Consider the following 14,639-nt stretch of genomic DNA (forward strand, 5'->3'; position numbering starts at 1 on the left):
AGGTCAACCGCATGGAGCTATGGGTTGCCTAATGTATAAAGATACAAAAGGTATGCACAATGCCATGATAATAGGCGCAGTTGTAGTGTTTATATGGAGCGCTATGATCGTTTGGGCAGGAAACTTAGCAAGAGCCGTGGTTCCCAATTTAGATGTACCGGACTATGTAATTCCTTATTTATCAGTAAATATAATGCCTGGATGGATGGCAGGCTTGACATTGGCGGGGGTAGCTGCTGCTATTCAGTCCTCTATCGCAGCTGTCATCATTGTTATAAGTTCAGCTTTAGTAAGAGACATGTATTTAACCATAAAACCAACCAAAGATCCCAAAAAAGTAAAAAGAATAACTACAATAGCAACGATAATTGCCGCGCTAATACCGTTAATAATAGCTATTAACCCACCGGCAGCATTACAGTGGTTCATACTATTTGCAATAGGTGGTTTAACGTCATCCTTTTTCTGGCCCATGTTATTGGGACTTTACTGGTGGCGCACTAATGAATATGGCGCCTTAGCAGGCATGATAGGTGGTATGGTCACTTTCATTCTCGTGCAAGGAAATATTATCCCATTTAACCTGGGGATGCATGGGATTGTAATGGGACTTATTGTTTCCGGCCTGCTCACAGTTTTTGTAAGTTTAGCAACTCCAAAACCTCCAAAGAAAGTTATAGAAGTTTTCTGGGGCAAATCAAAGCCAAACGAATCAGTTTAAGTTAGTCACACCAGCTTAGCTGGTGTGACTAACTTAAATTAGCTTGCAAATCCTTATATTGGTCTGCCCAATATTTTGTTTTTACATTATTTCCGAAAAGTCATAGATATAGCAATCGGATAGTTTTCGGATTTTCTCTTTTTCATGTGAGGAATATTTGTCATAAACACCGCAAGCCTGCATCCCTGCCGCAATAATACCTTTTATGCCAGGCAATACATCTTCAAATGCGATGCAATCATGTGGATCAATACCTAACTTTTTTGCCGCCAGCAAGTAGATATCAGGGCTTTCTTTGCCACGGGTTACCTCGTCGGTCGAAGCGAACGCATCAAAAAGATAATACACCTCGTTATTTCGGAGCACTGGCTCATAAAGCACTTTTGGGAGTGCGGAGGCTGTGCAGAGCTTGACATCGTGATCTTTTAGAAACAGCAGATATTCTTTCGCATGAGGCTTTAGCTGGACATGATTACTGTACTCGTCAATCGCCATACGATTCCATTCGTCGATAATATCTTCAACATTTTCTTGGAGATCAAACAGGGTGATTGTATAGATCGCTGCTTCCCTGAAGCTTCTAGCACAGATTTCATTGATATAGTTTTCAGGGACAGATAAATGACGTTTTGCCAGAAAATCAATGTCAATTTTTTCCCATACACCCATGGAATCAAGCAATGTTCCGTCAAGATCAAAAATGGCAGCTTTAAAATCCAACATTCTATCCCTCCAGTGTATACAATACTAACCTTTTCAGTTCTTTTGCTTTTTCAGTAATGTCTTTTGCTGAGATTAGAGCCGATACAACCGCGATGCCGTCGATACCTGTCTTGTCAAAGAAAGGCACGGTCTTTTGATTGATGCCGCCAATCACTACGATAGGAAGTTTTACGGCTTCTCTGATTTTTATTAATTCTTCTATAGAAACAAGTTCTGCGTCTGTTTTTGTTCCTGTGGCAAACATTGCTCCTACACCTAGATAATCCGCTCCGTCCTCACACGCCCGAATTGCCTCCCCTAATGTGGAAGCGGAAACACCCAAGATTTTATTCTTGCCGATTACGGATCGGACATTATGTGCAGGCAAATCGCTCTGACCGACATGTACGCCTGCAGCATTAACTGCCAAAGCGATGTCAACACGGTCGTTAATGATCAGCGGAATATGGTGCTTGTCGGTGATTTGCTTGATCTTTACCGCAGTTTTATAAAATTCAAGAGAGGATACGTTTTTTTCCCTGAGCTGAACAAGTGTCGCACCACCTTTGATCGCCTGCTCAACCGCTTCTTCCAGCGTGCTGGTACTCATCAATCCACGGTCGGTCACCAGGTAGAGGGTATAATCAATTTCAGGTTTCATGAATTTTCGCCTTCCCTTCGATAGTCGCGACGGTCATTTCGCTTACAGCATCGATGAGTGCCATATGAAAACTTCCATTGCCTGTTTCTCTGGTCTTTTCTGCGGCGATCTCACCTGCAACGCCCATACAGAGCACACCGCCAGCCGCTGCAAACAGGTAATCCTCCGATGCTCCGCAGAAGGATCCAACTAGTGAAGTACACATACATCCCGTACCTGTTACATCGGAAAGCAGTTTTGTGCCATTATTAAGAAATATCGTCCGCTTTCCATCCGAAAGGAAATCCGTTGCACCTGTGATCGCCGCAACGCAGCCGAATTTTTTCGCTACCGTCTCGGCGATGGAACGTCCCACTTCTATCCCACTCTGCTGATCCGTGTCGGAGGCGTCAACGCCTTTGGTTGTTGAATTAAGTCCCGCAATAAAGCGGATTTCAGACATATTGCCTCGCAAGACGCTGATCCTGACTTCATGCAAAATCCGTTCCGTTGTTCTGCTGCGTAGTTCCGACGCGCCTGCACCGACAGGATCGAATACAACGGGAATTTTTATTTCATTGGCCCTTTTCCCTGCGGCGAGCATGGATTTTATTGTTCTTTCATTCAGTGTTCCTATATTCAGCACCAGTGCAGAGGAAATTGAAGTGATGGCTTCCGCCTCGCCGATATCGTCCGCCATGATCGGAGACGCCCCAATAGCCAGAGTGATATTGGCGCAGTCGTTGACCGTGACATAATTCGTGATATGATGAATCAGTGGTTTTTTACGACGTATTGATTCCAAAATATTGCCGATTTGTTTGACTAATTCTTTTTCCATCGTTTTTCTGCCCTTTCTTTATTTTTTTCTCGCATAGTTCAGTTCTACGTCCAGCTCGTCTAGAATTCGGTTCATAGTGCGTACTGCACACATTTTGCCGCACATGGAGCAACTGTGTTGATCTTCCGGGGGAACGCTTTCATAATATGCTTTTGCCTTTTCTTCATCAAGGGAAAGCCGAAAGGTTTCTTCCCAATCGAGCTTTCTGCGAGCTTCACTGATCCAGTAATCAGGCTCACGGGCTCCTTTCACACCCTTAGCGATGTCCGCCGCGTGTGCCGCAATTTTTGAGGCAATGATCCCTTCCTTGACGTCGTTGAGATTGGGAAGCCGCAAATGCTCTGCCGGGGTCACATAGCACAGAAAATCCGCACCGTTTGCTGCCGCGATGGCACCACCGATAGCTGATGTAATATGATCGTAACCTGGTGCGATATCCGTAACGAGCGGTCCAAGCACGTAAAATGGGGCATCATGACATAGCCTTTTTTCAAGTTTCATGTTGGCTGCAATTTCATCCATGGCCATGTGCCCTGGCCCTTCCACCAATACCTGCACGTCTCGTCTCCAAGCCCGTTTTGTCAGGTTTCCGATTTCTATAAGTTCGGCTATCTGCGAAGCATCCGTCGAATCCGCAATGCTGCCGGGGCGAAGCGCATCCCCAAGGCTGATGGTTACGTCATATTCCCGCAGGATGTCAAGCAACTCGTCGTAGTGTTCATAGAAAGGATTTTCGTTGCCCGTCATCTTCATCCACGCAAACAGCAAGGAACCCCCGCGCGACACAATATTCATCTGCCGCTTTTCGCGCATAAATATTTCTATGGCTCGACGGTTTAAGCCGGCATGAATCGTCATAAAATCAACGCCCTCCTCAGCGTGGGAAAGTACAACCTTCAAAAAATCCTGTGCGGTGATATCTTCCAAGTCCCTTTCCAGATACCCGATAGCATCGTAAATCGGAACAGTTCCGATCATAGCAGTGGATGTTTCGATCAGCTTCTGTCGGAACTCCCGCGTCTTGCCATAGTTGCTCAAATCCATGATCGCTTCCGCACCGAACTTTTCCGCAAGCCTAACCTTCTCCATCTCTGAATGGTAGTTTATGCAATCGCCGGAAACTCCAAGATTGACATTAATTTTTGTCCGTAGTCCGCTTCCAATTCCATATGGGTGCAGGGAGCTGTGACGGATGTTTACCGGGATTGCAACCCGGCCCGACGCCACAAGCGTTAAAAGCTCAGACTCCGCCATTCCTTCGTCATTTGCGACTTGTGCCAGCTCTTTCGTAACGATGCCGTTACGGGCAGCTTCCATTTGCGTCTTATACTTCATTTGACTGAACCTCCTTCTGTAATCCATTTCGATAGAGATCGTAAAAATGGTTGGTAGGCCCGCAACCTTTTCCAATGGGCAGCGAATGCCGGATTGCTGCGGTAACATAGTTCTTCGCTCTTTTGACCGCTTCCTCTAAATCGAAGCCCAAGGCAAGATTAGAAGCGATTGCGGAAGAATAAGTACAGCCCGTACCATGCGTGTTTTTAGTGTCGATGCGCTCTGCACTGAAACGGTAAAACTTCGCCCCGTCAAAGAGGATATCAAGAGCATCTCCCACTGCATGGCCGCCTTTAACCAGCACATTTTTTGCTCCCAGTCCGGCAATCTGCTTTGCCGCGCGTTCCATGTCTGCAATAGAGCTTATTGCCATACCGGCTATTTTTTCGGCTTCGGGTATATTCGGAGTGAGCAAGTCGGCAAGTGGCAGTATTTCGCAGATTAAAGTGTCCATTGAATTGGGCTGCATGAGGGGACAGCCGTTTTTGGCTACCATGACGGGGTCGATCACGACGTTTCGCGGTCTGTACTCCCTGAGTTTGCGTGCAACGGCTTTCATGCAAACGGATTGTGATAGCATACCTACTTTGACTGCATCTGTTCCAATATCCTCAAAAATGGCGTCAATTTGCTTTTCGATAATTTCAGGCGAGACGTCATGGACGCCTATGACGCGGGATGTATTTTCGGCTACCACAGAAACAATTACGCTCATGCCGTAGACACCGTGCGCAGCAAAGGTTTTGAGATCGGCCTGAATGCCTGCACCTCCACTGCAATCAGATCCGGCGATAGATATAACTTTTTTCATTTTTCATGCCTTCCTTCTGAATAAAAAAATAATGCTTGCTGAATTCGGCAAGCATCATTTTTCTCTAAATTTTTGCTTCCCTACACCAGTGTTAACTGACAGGTTCAAAGGGTCAGGTTTTACCTTCTCAACTCATAGAGTTCCCCCGCAAATTATTTTATTATTAGTACCGTATCACCTAATGAAGGTTCTGTCAATAGTTTGCATTTAGGCCAAAAAGCTCAATAATAAAATCGCTTGAAAATATAAGCTTTATGTGTTAATATAACTCATATATTAATCTAAAATTTAACAAAAAAATTAAAAACAATAACCTTCAGGGCGGGGTGAAATTCCCCACCGGCGGTAAGCTCGAGAGAGTAAGCCCGCGAACTCCGATGAGGAGCCGATTTGGTGCAAATCCAAAGCCGACAGTATAGTCTGGATGGAAGAAGGTTCATTATATTTTTATAGGTGTATTTGCCCTGGAGAGTGTATTTTCCGGGGCATTTTTATTTTACATAAAAAGCGAGGGATTTTATGGAAACTGATGAGTATTTTATGCAGAGGGCATTGGAGCTTGCAGAAAAGGGCAGAAAAACAACGGGAGAAAATCCCATGGTAGGGGCAGTTATCGTAAAAGACGGCAAAATTGTAGGGGAAGGCTATCATAAAAAGGCAGGGGGACCTCATGCCGAAATAGAGGCTCTAAAAGAAGCCGGACTCGATGCAAAAGGAGCAACACTATATGTAAATCTAGAACCCTGTTGTCATTATGGGAAAACACCGCCTTGCACTGATGCGCTGATAAAAGCAAAAATAGCAAGAGTAGTTGCAGCCATGCAAGATTCTAATCCACAAGTTGCCGGAAAGGGATTTTTACAATTGCAAAATGCAGGAATAGAAGTTTCAGTAGGTGTTCTAAAGGATAAAGCATCTAAGTTAAATGAAGTTTTTATTAAAAACATTTTCGAGCAAACTCCCTTTGTAGTAGCAAAAGTAGCTCAGAGCGTTGATGGAAAGATTGCCTTATCTTCCGGAAAGTCAAAATGGATAACATGTGATGCTGCCAGAAAAAGGGGCCATGAAATAAGAAGCATGTATGATGGTATTTTAGTAGGTATAGGGACGGTTTTAGCAGATGATCCGATCCTTGACTGCCGTCTGGCAAATAACGCAGCAAGTCCGGTAAAGATAGTCCTAGATTCATCAGCCGTAATTCCCATCGAGTCAAAACTCTTGCAAGGCAAAGGCAAAGTTGTTTTAGCTACTACAGCACAAGCTGACAAAGGGCGTTTGAAAAAACTTGAGGAGATAGGTGTAGAAATCGTAACGACATCTCAAGATAAAGTAAACCTTGAGGAACTGCTGAAAGCTCTCTACAATAAGGGAATTTACAGTATTTTGGTGGAAGGAGGCGCCCAGGTATTTACTTCATTTCTTATAGAAGGGTTTTTGGATAAAATAATAGTTTTCATCTCGCCAAAGATTATCGGAGGTGATGGCAAGGATTATGTAGGAAATCTTTTTCTAAGGGAAATGAAAGATGTATATGATTTTTATATTGACGATGTGGAAAAAGTCGGTGATGATGTCATGCTCGCAATGTATCCTAAAAAATGAAAGGAAGGTGCTAAGTGTTTACCGGAATTATAGAAGAAGTTGGAGAGATATCCAATCTGCAGCATAAAACCAGCGGAGCTATGCTGCACATTTCCTGCAAGAAAATCCTTGATGGCCTTAAACACGGTGACAGTATTGCGGTAAATGGTGTATGTCTTACAGTAAAAGATATAAAAGCAGCGGGATTTTCAGCTGATATAATGCCTGCGACCTTACAGAGCACAAATTTAGGAAAACTTCTGCCAAAAAGCAAGGTAAATCTTGAAAGGGCTTTAAAGGCGCAAGGCAGGTTAGACGGTCATATTGTTCAAGGGCATATTGATGGGGTGGGCGCTATCCGCGAAATTAAAAAGAGTGATGAATTCTTTACAATCCATATTGCTGCAAAACAAGAGCTTTTAAAATACATAGTTTTAAAAGGCTCGGTAGCTATTGATGGAATAAGCCTTACGGTGCAGGAGGTAAGAAGTGAAGGTTTTGGGGTTTCTATTATCCCTGCCACTTTAAGCGGCACTGCACTTGGATATAAGAAGCCAGGCGATTTGGTAAATATAGAAACTGATATTATAGGTAAATATATCGAAAAGTTTTTAAAGCAAGAGCAATGCAATGAAACAATGACCATGGAAAAACTTATTTCCATGGGATATTGATGCAATAGGAGGAGTTTAGATTGGAGGATATTTTTAGTTTTAATACCATAGAAGAAGCTATTGAAGACATTCGTGCAGGGAGGATGATAATAGTAGTTGATGATGAAAATCGCGAAAACGAGGGAGACCTTTTGATGGCAGCTGAAATGGTGACCCCGGAAGATATAAACTTCATGGCTACTTTTGGCAAAGGGCTTATTTGTGCACCGATTACTGAGGAAAGAGCCAAACAATTAAAGCTGACACCTATGGTAGAAAAAAATACTGACAATATGGGAACGGCTTTTACCGTATCTGTAGACCATGTTGATACTTCAACGGGAATTTCGGCATATGACAGAGCCCTAACTGCAAAAACTCTGACCTATGTCAAAGCAAAGCCTGAAGATTTCCGGCGGCCGGGACATATCTTTCCACTTGCGGCAAAACCCGGTGGAGTTCTGAGAAGGGCCGGTCATACCGAAGCTGCGGTAGATATGGCGAATCTAGCAGGTCTTTATCCGGCAGGGGTTATTTGCGAGATTATGAAGGACGATGGCAAAATGGCAAGGCTCCCTGAACTTGTGGAATTTTCGGAAACGCACAATATAAAGATTATTACCATTGAAGAACTGATAAAGTATAGAAAAACAAGAGAAAAGCTGGTTGAAAAGATTGCTGAGACAGATTTGCCTACTGATTACGGACATTTTAGGCTTTACTGTTACGAGGATATTATAACAAAGGAAAGCCATGTGGCTTTAGTTAAGGGAGATATAAACGAGAAAGATACACCCCTTGTAAGGGTCCATTCTGAATGCCTCACAGGCGATGTATTCGCCTCTCGCCGATGCGACTGCGGCCTGCAATTAAAAAGTGCGTTAGAACAGATTCGGCATGAAGGTAAAGGCATACTCCTATACATGCGGCAGGAGGGACGAGGCATAGGTCTTGCCAATAAAATAAAAGCATATAGCTTGCAGGATAGAGGTTTTGATACAGTAGAAGCCAACGAAGAACTGGGGTTTGCGCCGGACCTTAGAGATTACGGCATAGGCGCTCAAATATTAAGGGACTTAGGTGTGAGAAAAATGCGGCTTTTAACCAATAATCCCAAGAAACTTATCGGCCTTTCAGGTTACGGTCTTACTGTTACGGAATGTGTTCCTATAAAAATAAGACCTAATGAATATAATATGAAATATTTGGCCACAAAAAAGGAAAAAATGGGCCACTGGCTCTAAAAACGGAGAGGAGAATATTATATGTCAAAAATAATCGAAGGTAAACTCATAGCTGAAAACTTAAAGTTTGGAATTGTTGTAAGCAGATTCAATGACTTTTTTACAAAAAAACTGTTGGAAGGTGCCGAAGATACACTAATACGCCATGGTGCAGCAGAAGAAGATATTGAAATTGCTTGGGTACCGGGAGGATTTGAAATTCCACTTGCTGCAAAACTTATGGCCGAGAGCAAAAAGTATGATGCGGTTATATGTCTTGGAGCCGTAATACGGGGAGCTACGCCACATTTTGAATATATATCTTCTGAAGTTGCAAAAGGTGTGGCTCAAGTGTCTTTGCAAACCCAGGTGCCTACTATCTTTGGAGTTATAACTACTGATACATTAGAACAAGCTATCGAAAGAGCGGGAACCAAAGCAGGAAACAAGGGAAGCGAAGCAGCCCTTACTGCCATCGAAATGGCCAATCTTAAAAAGCGGTTTAACTGTTAAGGTTAAGATAGGTCAATTCTACTTAAATAAATCATTATCTGCTAGGTGCTGCTTGGTCAAATTGCGCTTTACATGTGCTAATTTAATGCGAAGAATCAAATTCTGACCACTTCCCTTGTAAGTATTATAATATATATCACATGAGTCAAATATATTTTACAAAAAATGACGATCCAGCTTGAAAAATTATTAAAAAGGGTTACTATTCAGAGGTTGAAAACGACTTGTCATCCTGAACGTAGTGAAGGCTCTTTGTAAGGATTAAATAAGATTCTTCGCTGCGTTCAGAATGACGGCAATATATAGCAAAATGAAGCAGTAAATAGTAGAATGAATGAGCAAATATCGGAACGACAGACCTCTGAATAGCTACTAAAAAACAATTTTTAATAAGGGAGTAATCATTGGGTTTTTTGCTGGTACCTGCTATAATTGATACATACTGATATATAAGAATATATCTTGCCCTAAACCTGAAAGGAGTAAACAATTTGAAAGTTACCAAGATTATTTCATTATGCGTTTTTATTGTGGCTGTCTTCATAATGCAACTTGGCGCAGGAGCAAGCACTATAGATATAGCGGCATCTAGCACACCGGAGATTGTCTTTGAAAATGGCACCGCTTGCTCTGTAGATTTGGTTGATAAAGAGCGAGAGCAAGAGAAAGTTGCAATTTATACCAGGAATTTTGGAGAATATACAAAGCCTTTTGCTGATGGCGTCGTTGAGTTTGTAGTTGTAAATAATATAGTAGCATATAAAAATACCAATAGGTCTAAAGGTACATATATCCCGCCGGACGGCTATGTTATTTCTTATGCAGGAGAGAAGGCCGATTTTGTAAATAATGTTAATATAGGTGAGGAAGCAGCACTTGTAAATTTGGATGTACCTATTCTGCCTGAGAAATATTTTAAACTAGGGAATTTGATTGTACCGATAGATGATGTCAATTCACAAAGAAGTGTAAGCCGCATCGTATTATATGATTCGTCCTATGGCGAGTCTACAAAGACTAATGGGTGGGGAATGGAATTGACGGTGGCGGATGGAGCTGTTTGTGATATAGCTGATATAAAAAATGACGACGGAGTAATAGTAGACAACAACTCACCCATACCATCAAATGGGGTAGTTATATCCATACATTCCGGGAATCCTTTCTATAACAAGCTGCATGAAAGTGTCAAGCTTGGTGATAAAGTAACAGTCGTGACAGATAATATGAAACTTTACAGTGCCGGCAAGAATACATATGATGCGTTTAACCCCATGTCTATTGAAGATAATCCCTTGGCTTGGGACAAGAAAAACGACAAGCCATACGATGGTTTCCGCGGTCCGGATCAGATAATAATCTACGACTCAAGTTACGGCGATTATACTGGCACAAACCCATACGGCTATGAAGTGGCTGTTCAAGAAGACGGTAAAATAATAAATGTCGGCGGAAACAATCTGCAAATCCCGGATGGCGGGTTTGTAATATCCGGTCACGGAACCCGAGCAAATTGGCTACAAAGTTACGCTTGTTTAGGGTCAAGAGTGGTATTGAATAAAGAGAAACAGGAATTAAGGATTATTTTCACACCGGATTCTTATGTCGATACAGCCGAGCTTGCTATAAAAGCGGCTAAGGACAGTTTGGATTTGGCGAAAATACAATATACCGATATTGATTATGATGAAATACAAAATAAAATTGATTTGACAAAATCCCAAATGCAAAAAGTGCATGAACTATTAAATAAGAGTGAGTACAGAGAGCTGATACAAACTGTAAATGATATACAAAATGAGGCAAACAAGGCTTATTATATGACATTTGAATCACCAAAAGTTGAAAACAGGGCGGTATGGCACAGACCCCGGGAAACCAGCATCGATGAAGTGAAAAAATGTCTTGATATGCTGCAAGATATCAATATAAACACTGTCTATCTTGAAACATATTGGAATGGATACAGCATATACCCGACTGATAATGAAATTATGGAACATAATCCTATATATGATGGGTTTGATGTATTACAAGCATATATTACAGAGGCACATGCCCGAGGAATAAAGCTTTATGCATGGGTTGAGGATTTTTTGGCAGGTCAGAATGTAGCACAGAAAAAGCCTGAATGGATGATTGAGAGCAGACAGGGTGATAGATACTTTAAAGACAGTTCAGGAATCAAGTATTATTACCTGAATCCTGCTCTGCCCGAAGTTCGTGATTTCATATCAGGGATGTATAAAGAGCTTGTCAAAAAATATGACATTGACGGCATACAGTTTGACTATATGAGATATCCGGAGTCTGGTGATTATTCTAATGACTTTGGGTACGATTCATACACGCGGCAGCTTTTCAAAAATTACGCCGGTACTGATCCTATATCATTGACTGTGGAGGATGAATTGTGGGAGGATTGGTGCGATTTTAGAGTTGGTATAATAAATTCCTTTGCATACAGGATTATTTCGGAAGTCAAGTCTATAAAACCAGATGTTCAAACATCCGCAGATGTATGGCCGGATTATGACAAGACTATTATAGATACATTTCAAAATCCAAAGGATTGGACATCACAGGATTACCTTAACATAATAATACCTATGTCCTATTATCTTTACGAACAGCCGGTTGCCGAAGATATAAATAAAACACAGGCTTTTGCTAAAGGACATGCACAGGTAAACGTGGGGCTTGCCACAACTACAAAACCTGATATACAGATACTTTTAAGGCAAATTGCAGCTGCAAGAGCCGCATCTGCAAATGGTGTGGGAATTTTTGAACTTCAGTCGCTTTTTAGCGGCGGTTATGATAGTGCGCTAAAACTCGGCGTGTTCAGATATCCTGCAATTACAACCAAAGATGCCGAGCAGTCCGTAAGCCTTATGCTTTCCGATATTTTAAGAAAGATTAATGATATATATTTAAAATATGGCGGCATGAATAGTGAGGAGTCTCAGAAATATAAAGAACTCGTCAGGGATATTAAGGTCGATTTTAAAAATGATAAAGATGCGGCAAAAAGTGCAGGTTCAATTAAAAATAACATTGAAGATTTAATTGATATAATAGATAGCGATGAAACTCTAAGCATGCAGGTAGCAGCGAAAATCAAGGCAGACCTTAATGCCGCACTGAATATATTAGAAGAACATATTTCAAATCATAGTTTTATGGCAAACCATAAAGTCAGGGAATTTCAGGCAGTATTACCTGTAAAGATGCTGAAGGAGAAAAAAGAAGCGCCTTTGAAGGTGAAAGCCGTATTTTGCGATAACAGCTCTGCCGTTATGTATCTTGACAGCAGTCAATATAAGATAACCACCAGCGACTCCCAAATAGCCGATATTGATGATGATGTTCTTAGAATCAACAAAAAAGGAAGAGCAACAGTCATAATTGAAATCTTGGATACCTTTAATTTGGATACATCAAAAGGTGCCGACAGCAAGCTAAGATTTACAGTAAATAAGAACAATGAAGATGTTGTAGCAAGTTCGGATTTCGGAAAACTAACCGCATCAGATGTAACCGATACACAAGCCACCCTTAGCTTTGGCGCAGCGGTAGTTGATTCGAATATTGCAGGATATACGCTTTATCGCAATGGTAAAAAGATATCCGGAAATTTTGATGGAATCTTTACAGACGAAGGGCTGCAGCCTGATACAATATACTATTATGAAACGCGCGGTTTTGATGCTTTTGGAAAAAAGATATACCGAAGCAATCAAACAACAATCAGAACAAAGGCAAGTGCTTCTTAATGGGGCTTTTTACAGCATGGTTTGCAAAATTGTATCCCGCAAGAATTGCAAGGGGGTAGGGAGGAGTATATGTAACTTAACATCGCCTTTTTTGGGATACACCTAGAAAAAAATTAAGGACGGTTCCATGTATTTAACACTTAAGGAACAGTCCTTAATTATTACTTGTCTAAGCTATCTATTATTTTATAGATTCTGCAATTTTTATGAGTTCATCTTTGGCGATTTCGCCTCTGCCTACCAGCATATAAATTACGCCATTATATTCCCAGTCAAGATTACTGTCACCATACAGGACGGCGTCTTGACCGTTTATCTTCAATTCTTCAACCTTATCGGCTCCTGTCACATATCCTGCGTCTTCCTCAGCAACTCTCTGCTGCATGTAGATAAATTTCCCCGTTTCTTCATTTGCAAAATACAGTCCTACGACTTTGCTATTTTCTACGACGCCATTTTCGTCTTTAAAAAATTCTGCCTCTGTAAATTTATAACCTTCAGGTAAATAACTTGGAAGCTTGATATCAAAACAGGTATAATTATTTAACTGGTTGGGGTCTTTTATTATCAGACACTCGTCGGCCCTAGCCTTCTCGTGCTCACTTTTAGTTACTATATCTCCATCTGAATCAATGTAAGCGATTCTTTCGCCATCAACGGTATATATTTCGTCGGCATGTTCGGTTGAAAGCACTTCTAATGGATTGCCATCCTTATCAAAAATCTTGCCTTTTAATTTATCAGGAACAGGCACTGATTTTATGTCAGAAGGTTCACTTTCTAGAATTGTTATATGTCCAAGGGATATAGTCCTTACTATTTTGTCAACTACTCCTTGGGCAAAAGATGTTTGCATCAAGGAAAATCCCAACACACATACAAGCGCAAATGACGCAACTTTAGTGACAATACTTTTAGTTTTATTTGACTTTTTCAAAGTATCTTCTCTCCCTTTTTGTTCATTAATATTTCTCAAAACTCTTTCAAAGACTTTTTGTTTATCGCTGTCCTTACTAAAATCCTTATCTGCCATTGTTTTACCCAATTCCAAAAGTTTAATGTATTCTTCGGATTGCGTACTGTCTAATCGCTTTATGCCCTTTAAATAAGCATCTATGTCCGTAGAAAACATGTCTTCAAGTCTCTTTTTCTCCAAGATTATCCCATCCTTTCTAATTCTTTTTTCAACTTCTTCATAGTGCGAAAAAGTATCACCCCGACATTGTTTTCTGTAAGACCTAACACCTTTGAAATTTCTACATTTTTTAAACCTGCACCGAATTTAAGTGCTACTATGCTTCTTTCTCTTTCATCTAAAATACTTAGGGCCTTTAAAAGTTCATCATTGGTTTCAGCTATTTCCACAATATCTTCAGGAGTTTTTTTCTTTGATATTAAATTCTTGATTGAATCAATAGGTAAGAATTTACGGTTTTGCAGGTTCCTGAAATAATCATTTACTGTATTTCTGGCTATAGCAAATAGCCATACTTCGAAAGGAGATTTAGTTTCATCATAGGTATTTATCTTAATCATTACTTTTTCAAATATTTGGCTGGTTAAATCTTCTGCCGTATAGTAATGATTTACTCGATAGTATACGAAATTAAACACCTTTTTGTAATAAGTTTCAAAAATATAGGTAAATTCTTTTTCCATGTCTAATAATTCCGGAATTTCTCTTTTAGATTGTGCATCGATTAAAGCGAGCTTCGGCAAATTTTTGTTCTCCTCCTCCCAATCAATTTTTACTTAGCTAAGTAAGTCTTTCTATATGTTAATACGAATAATATTTAATTTCATTACAAAAAGAAAAATAATTTGTTGGCAAAGATTGCAACTC

The 14,639-nt window shown here is 40.9% G+C and carries 12 protein-coding genes, 1 pseudogene and 2 riboswitches; of the genes and pseudogenes, 6 read left to right on the forward strand and 7 right to left on the reverse strand.

What is annotated here, in order from left to right:
- Nucleotides 1-721 (forward strand): annotated as a pseudogene (locus BUC45_RS07440) (sodium/panthothenate symporter); the annotation flags it as partial.
- 81 nt (nucleotides 722-802) lie between these two features.
- Here the strand turns inward: BUC45_RS07440 and BUC45_RS07445 are convergent.
- Genes BUC45_RS07445 through thiD form a run of 5 tightly spaced genes read right to left on the reverse strand, consistent with a single transcriptional unit; the run spans nucleotide 803 to nucleotide 5,050 of the window.
- Nucleotides 803-1,444, reverse strand: a complete 642-nt coding sequence (locus tag BUC45_RS07445; protein WP_296971316.1) for an HAD family phosphatase — start codon at nucleotides 1,442-1,444, stop codon at nucleotides 803-805.
- A gap of 1 nt (nucleotide 1,445) precedes the next feature.
- Nucleotides 1,446-2,084 carry a thiamine phosphate synthase gene (gene thiE, locus BUC45_RS07450; RefSeq protein WP_296971317.1) on the reverse strand — a complete coding sequence of 213 codons (639 nt, stop codon included), beginning with the start codon at nucleotides 2,082-2,084 and terminating at the stop codon, nucleotides 1,446-1,448.
- Nucleotides 2,074-2,904, reverse strand: a complete 831-nt coding sequence (gene thiM, locus BUC45_RS07455) for a hydroxyethylthiazole kinase (RefSeq protein WP_296971319.1) — start codon at nucleotides 2,902-2,904, stop codon at nucleotides 2,074-2,076. The genes thiE and thiM overlap by 11 nt, the downstream gene beginning before the upstream one ends.
- Nucleotides 2,905-2,922: 18 nt before the next feature.
- Nucleotides 2,923-4,239, reverse strand: a complete 1,317-nt coding sequence (gene thiC, locus BUC45_RS07460; RefSeq protein ID WP_296971321.1) for a phosphomethylpyrimidine synthase ThiC — start codon at nucleotides 4,237-4,239, stop codon at nucleotides 2,923-2,925.
- Entirely contained in the window at nucleotides 4,229-5,050 is an 822-nt protein-coding gene (gene thiD / locus BUC45_RS07465) for a bifunctional hydroxymethylpyrimidine kinase/phosphomethylpyrimidine kinase (RefSeq protein ID WP_296971323.1), read from the reverse strand. The genes thiC and thiD overlap by 11 nt, the downstream gene beginning before the upstream one ends.
- Nucleotides 5,051-5,109: 59 nt before the next feature.
- Nucleotides 5,110-5,207: riboswitch (TPP riboswitch) on the reverse strand.
- Nucleotides 5,208-5,358: 151 nt separating this feature from the next.
- A riboswitch (FMN riboswitch) is annotated at nucleotides 5,359-5,490 on the forward strand.
- A 79-nt stretch (nucleotides 5,491-5,569) separates the two neighbouring features.
- Between thiD and ribD the strand changes: the two genes are divergently transcribed.
- The 5 genes from ribD to BUC45_RS07490 all read left to right on the forward strand — a co-directional run bounded on the left by ribD (nucleotide 5,570) and on the right by BUC45_RS07490 (nucleotide 12,796).
- Nucleotides 5,570-6,652 (forward strand): bifunctional diaminohydroxyphosphoribosylaminopyrimidine deaminase/5-amino-6-(5-phosphoribosylamino)uracil reductase RibD, encoded by a 1,083-nt coding sequence (ribD, locus tag BUC45_RS07470; protein ID WP_296971324.1) that lies wholly within the window; start codon nucleotides 5,570-5,572, stop codon nucleotides 6,650-6,652.
- Nucleotides 6,653-6,666: 14 nt separating this feature from the next.
- Nucleotides 6,667-7,305 (forward strand): riboflavin synthase, encoded by a 639-nt coding sequence (locus BUC45_RS07475; RefSeq protein WP_296971328.1) that lies wholly within the window; start codon nucleotides 6,667-6,669, stop codon nucleotides 7,303-7,305.
- A gap of 20 nt (nucleotides 7,306-7,325) precedes the next feature.
- On the forward strand, nucleotides 7,326-8,528 hold the full coding sequence (locus BUC45_RS07480; RefSeq protein ID WP_296971330.1) for a bifunctional 3,4-dihydroxy-2-butanone-4-phosphate synthase/GTP cyclohydrolase II: 1,203 nt from the start codon (nucleotides 7,326-7,328) through the stop codon (nucleotides 8,526-8,528).
- 21 nt (nucleotides 8,529-8,549) lie between these two features.
- Nucleotides 8,550-9,020 carry a 6,7-dimethyl-8-ribityllumazine synthase gene (ribE, locus tag BUC45_RS07485; RefSeq protein ID WP_296971332.1) on the forward strand — a complete coding sequence of 157 codons (471 nt, stop codon included), beginning with the start codon at nucleotides 8,550-8,552 and terminating at the stop codon, nucleotides 9,018-9,020.
- Between the two features lie 491 nt (nucleotides 9,021-9,511).
- Nucleotides 9,512-12,796 (forward strand): family 10 glycosylhydrolase, encoded by a 3,285-nt coding sequence (locus tag BUC45_RS07490; protein ID WP_296971334.1) that lies wholly within the window; start codon nucleotides 9,512-9,514, stop codon nucleotides 12,794-12,796.
- Nucleotides 12,797-12,977: 181 nt separating this feature from the next.
- Here the strand turns inward: BUC45_RS07490 and BUC45_RS07495 are convergent, their stop codons facing one another.
- Entirely contained in the window at nucleotides 12,978-13,952 is a 975-nt protein-coding gene (locus BUC45_RS07495) for a DUF4367 domain-containing protein (RefSeq protein ID WP_296971335.1), read from the reverse strand.
- 2 nt (nucleotides 13,953-13,954) lie between these two features.
- Nucleotides 13,955-14,515 carry a sigma-70 family RNA polymerase sigma factor gene (locus BUC45_RS07500; RefSeq protein WP_296971337.1) on the reverse strand — a complete coding sequence of 187 codons (561 nt, stop codon included), beginning with the start codon at nucleotides 14,513-14,515 and terminating at the stop codon, nucleotides 13,955-13,957.
- Nucleotides 14,516-14,639: the final 124 nt, after the last annotated feature.

Source organism: Tepidanaerobacter sp. EBM-38 (assembly GCA_001896545.1).
In the GTDB taxonomy this organism is placed as follows: Bacteria; Bacillota; Thermosediminibacteria; order Thermosediminibacterales; family Tepidanaerobacteraceae; genus Tepidanaerobacter.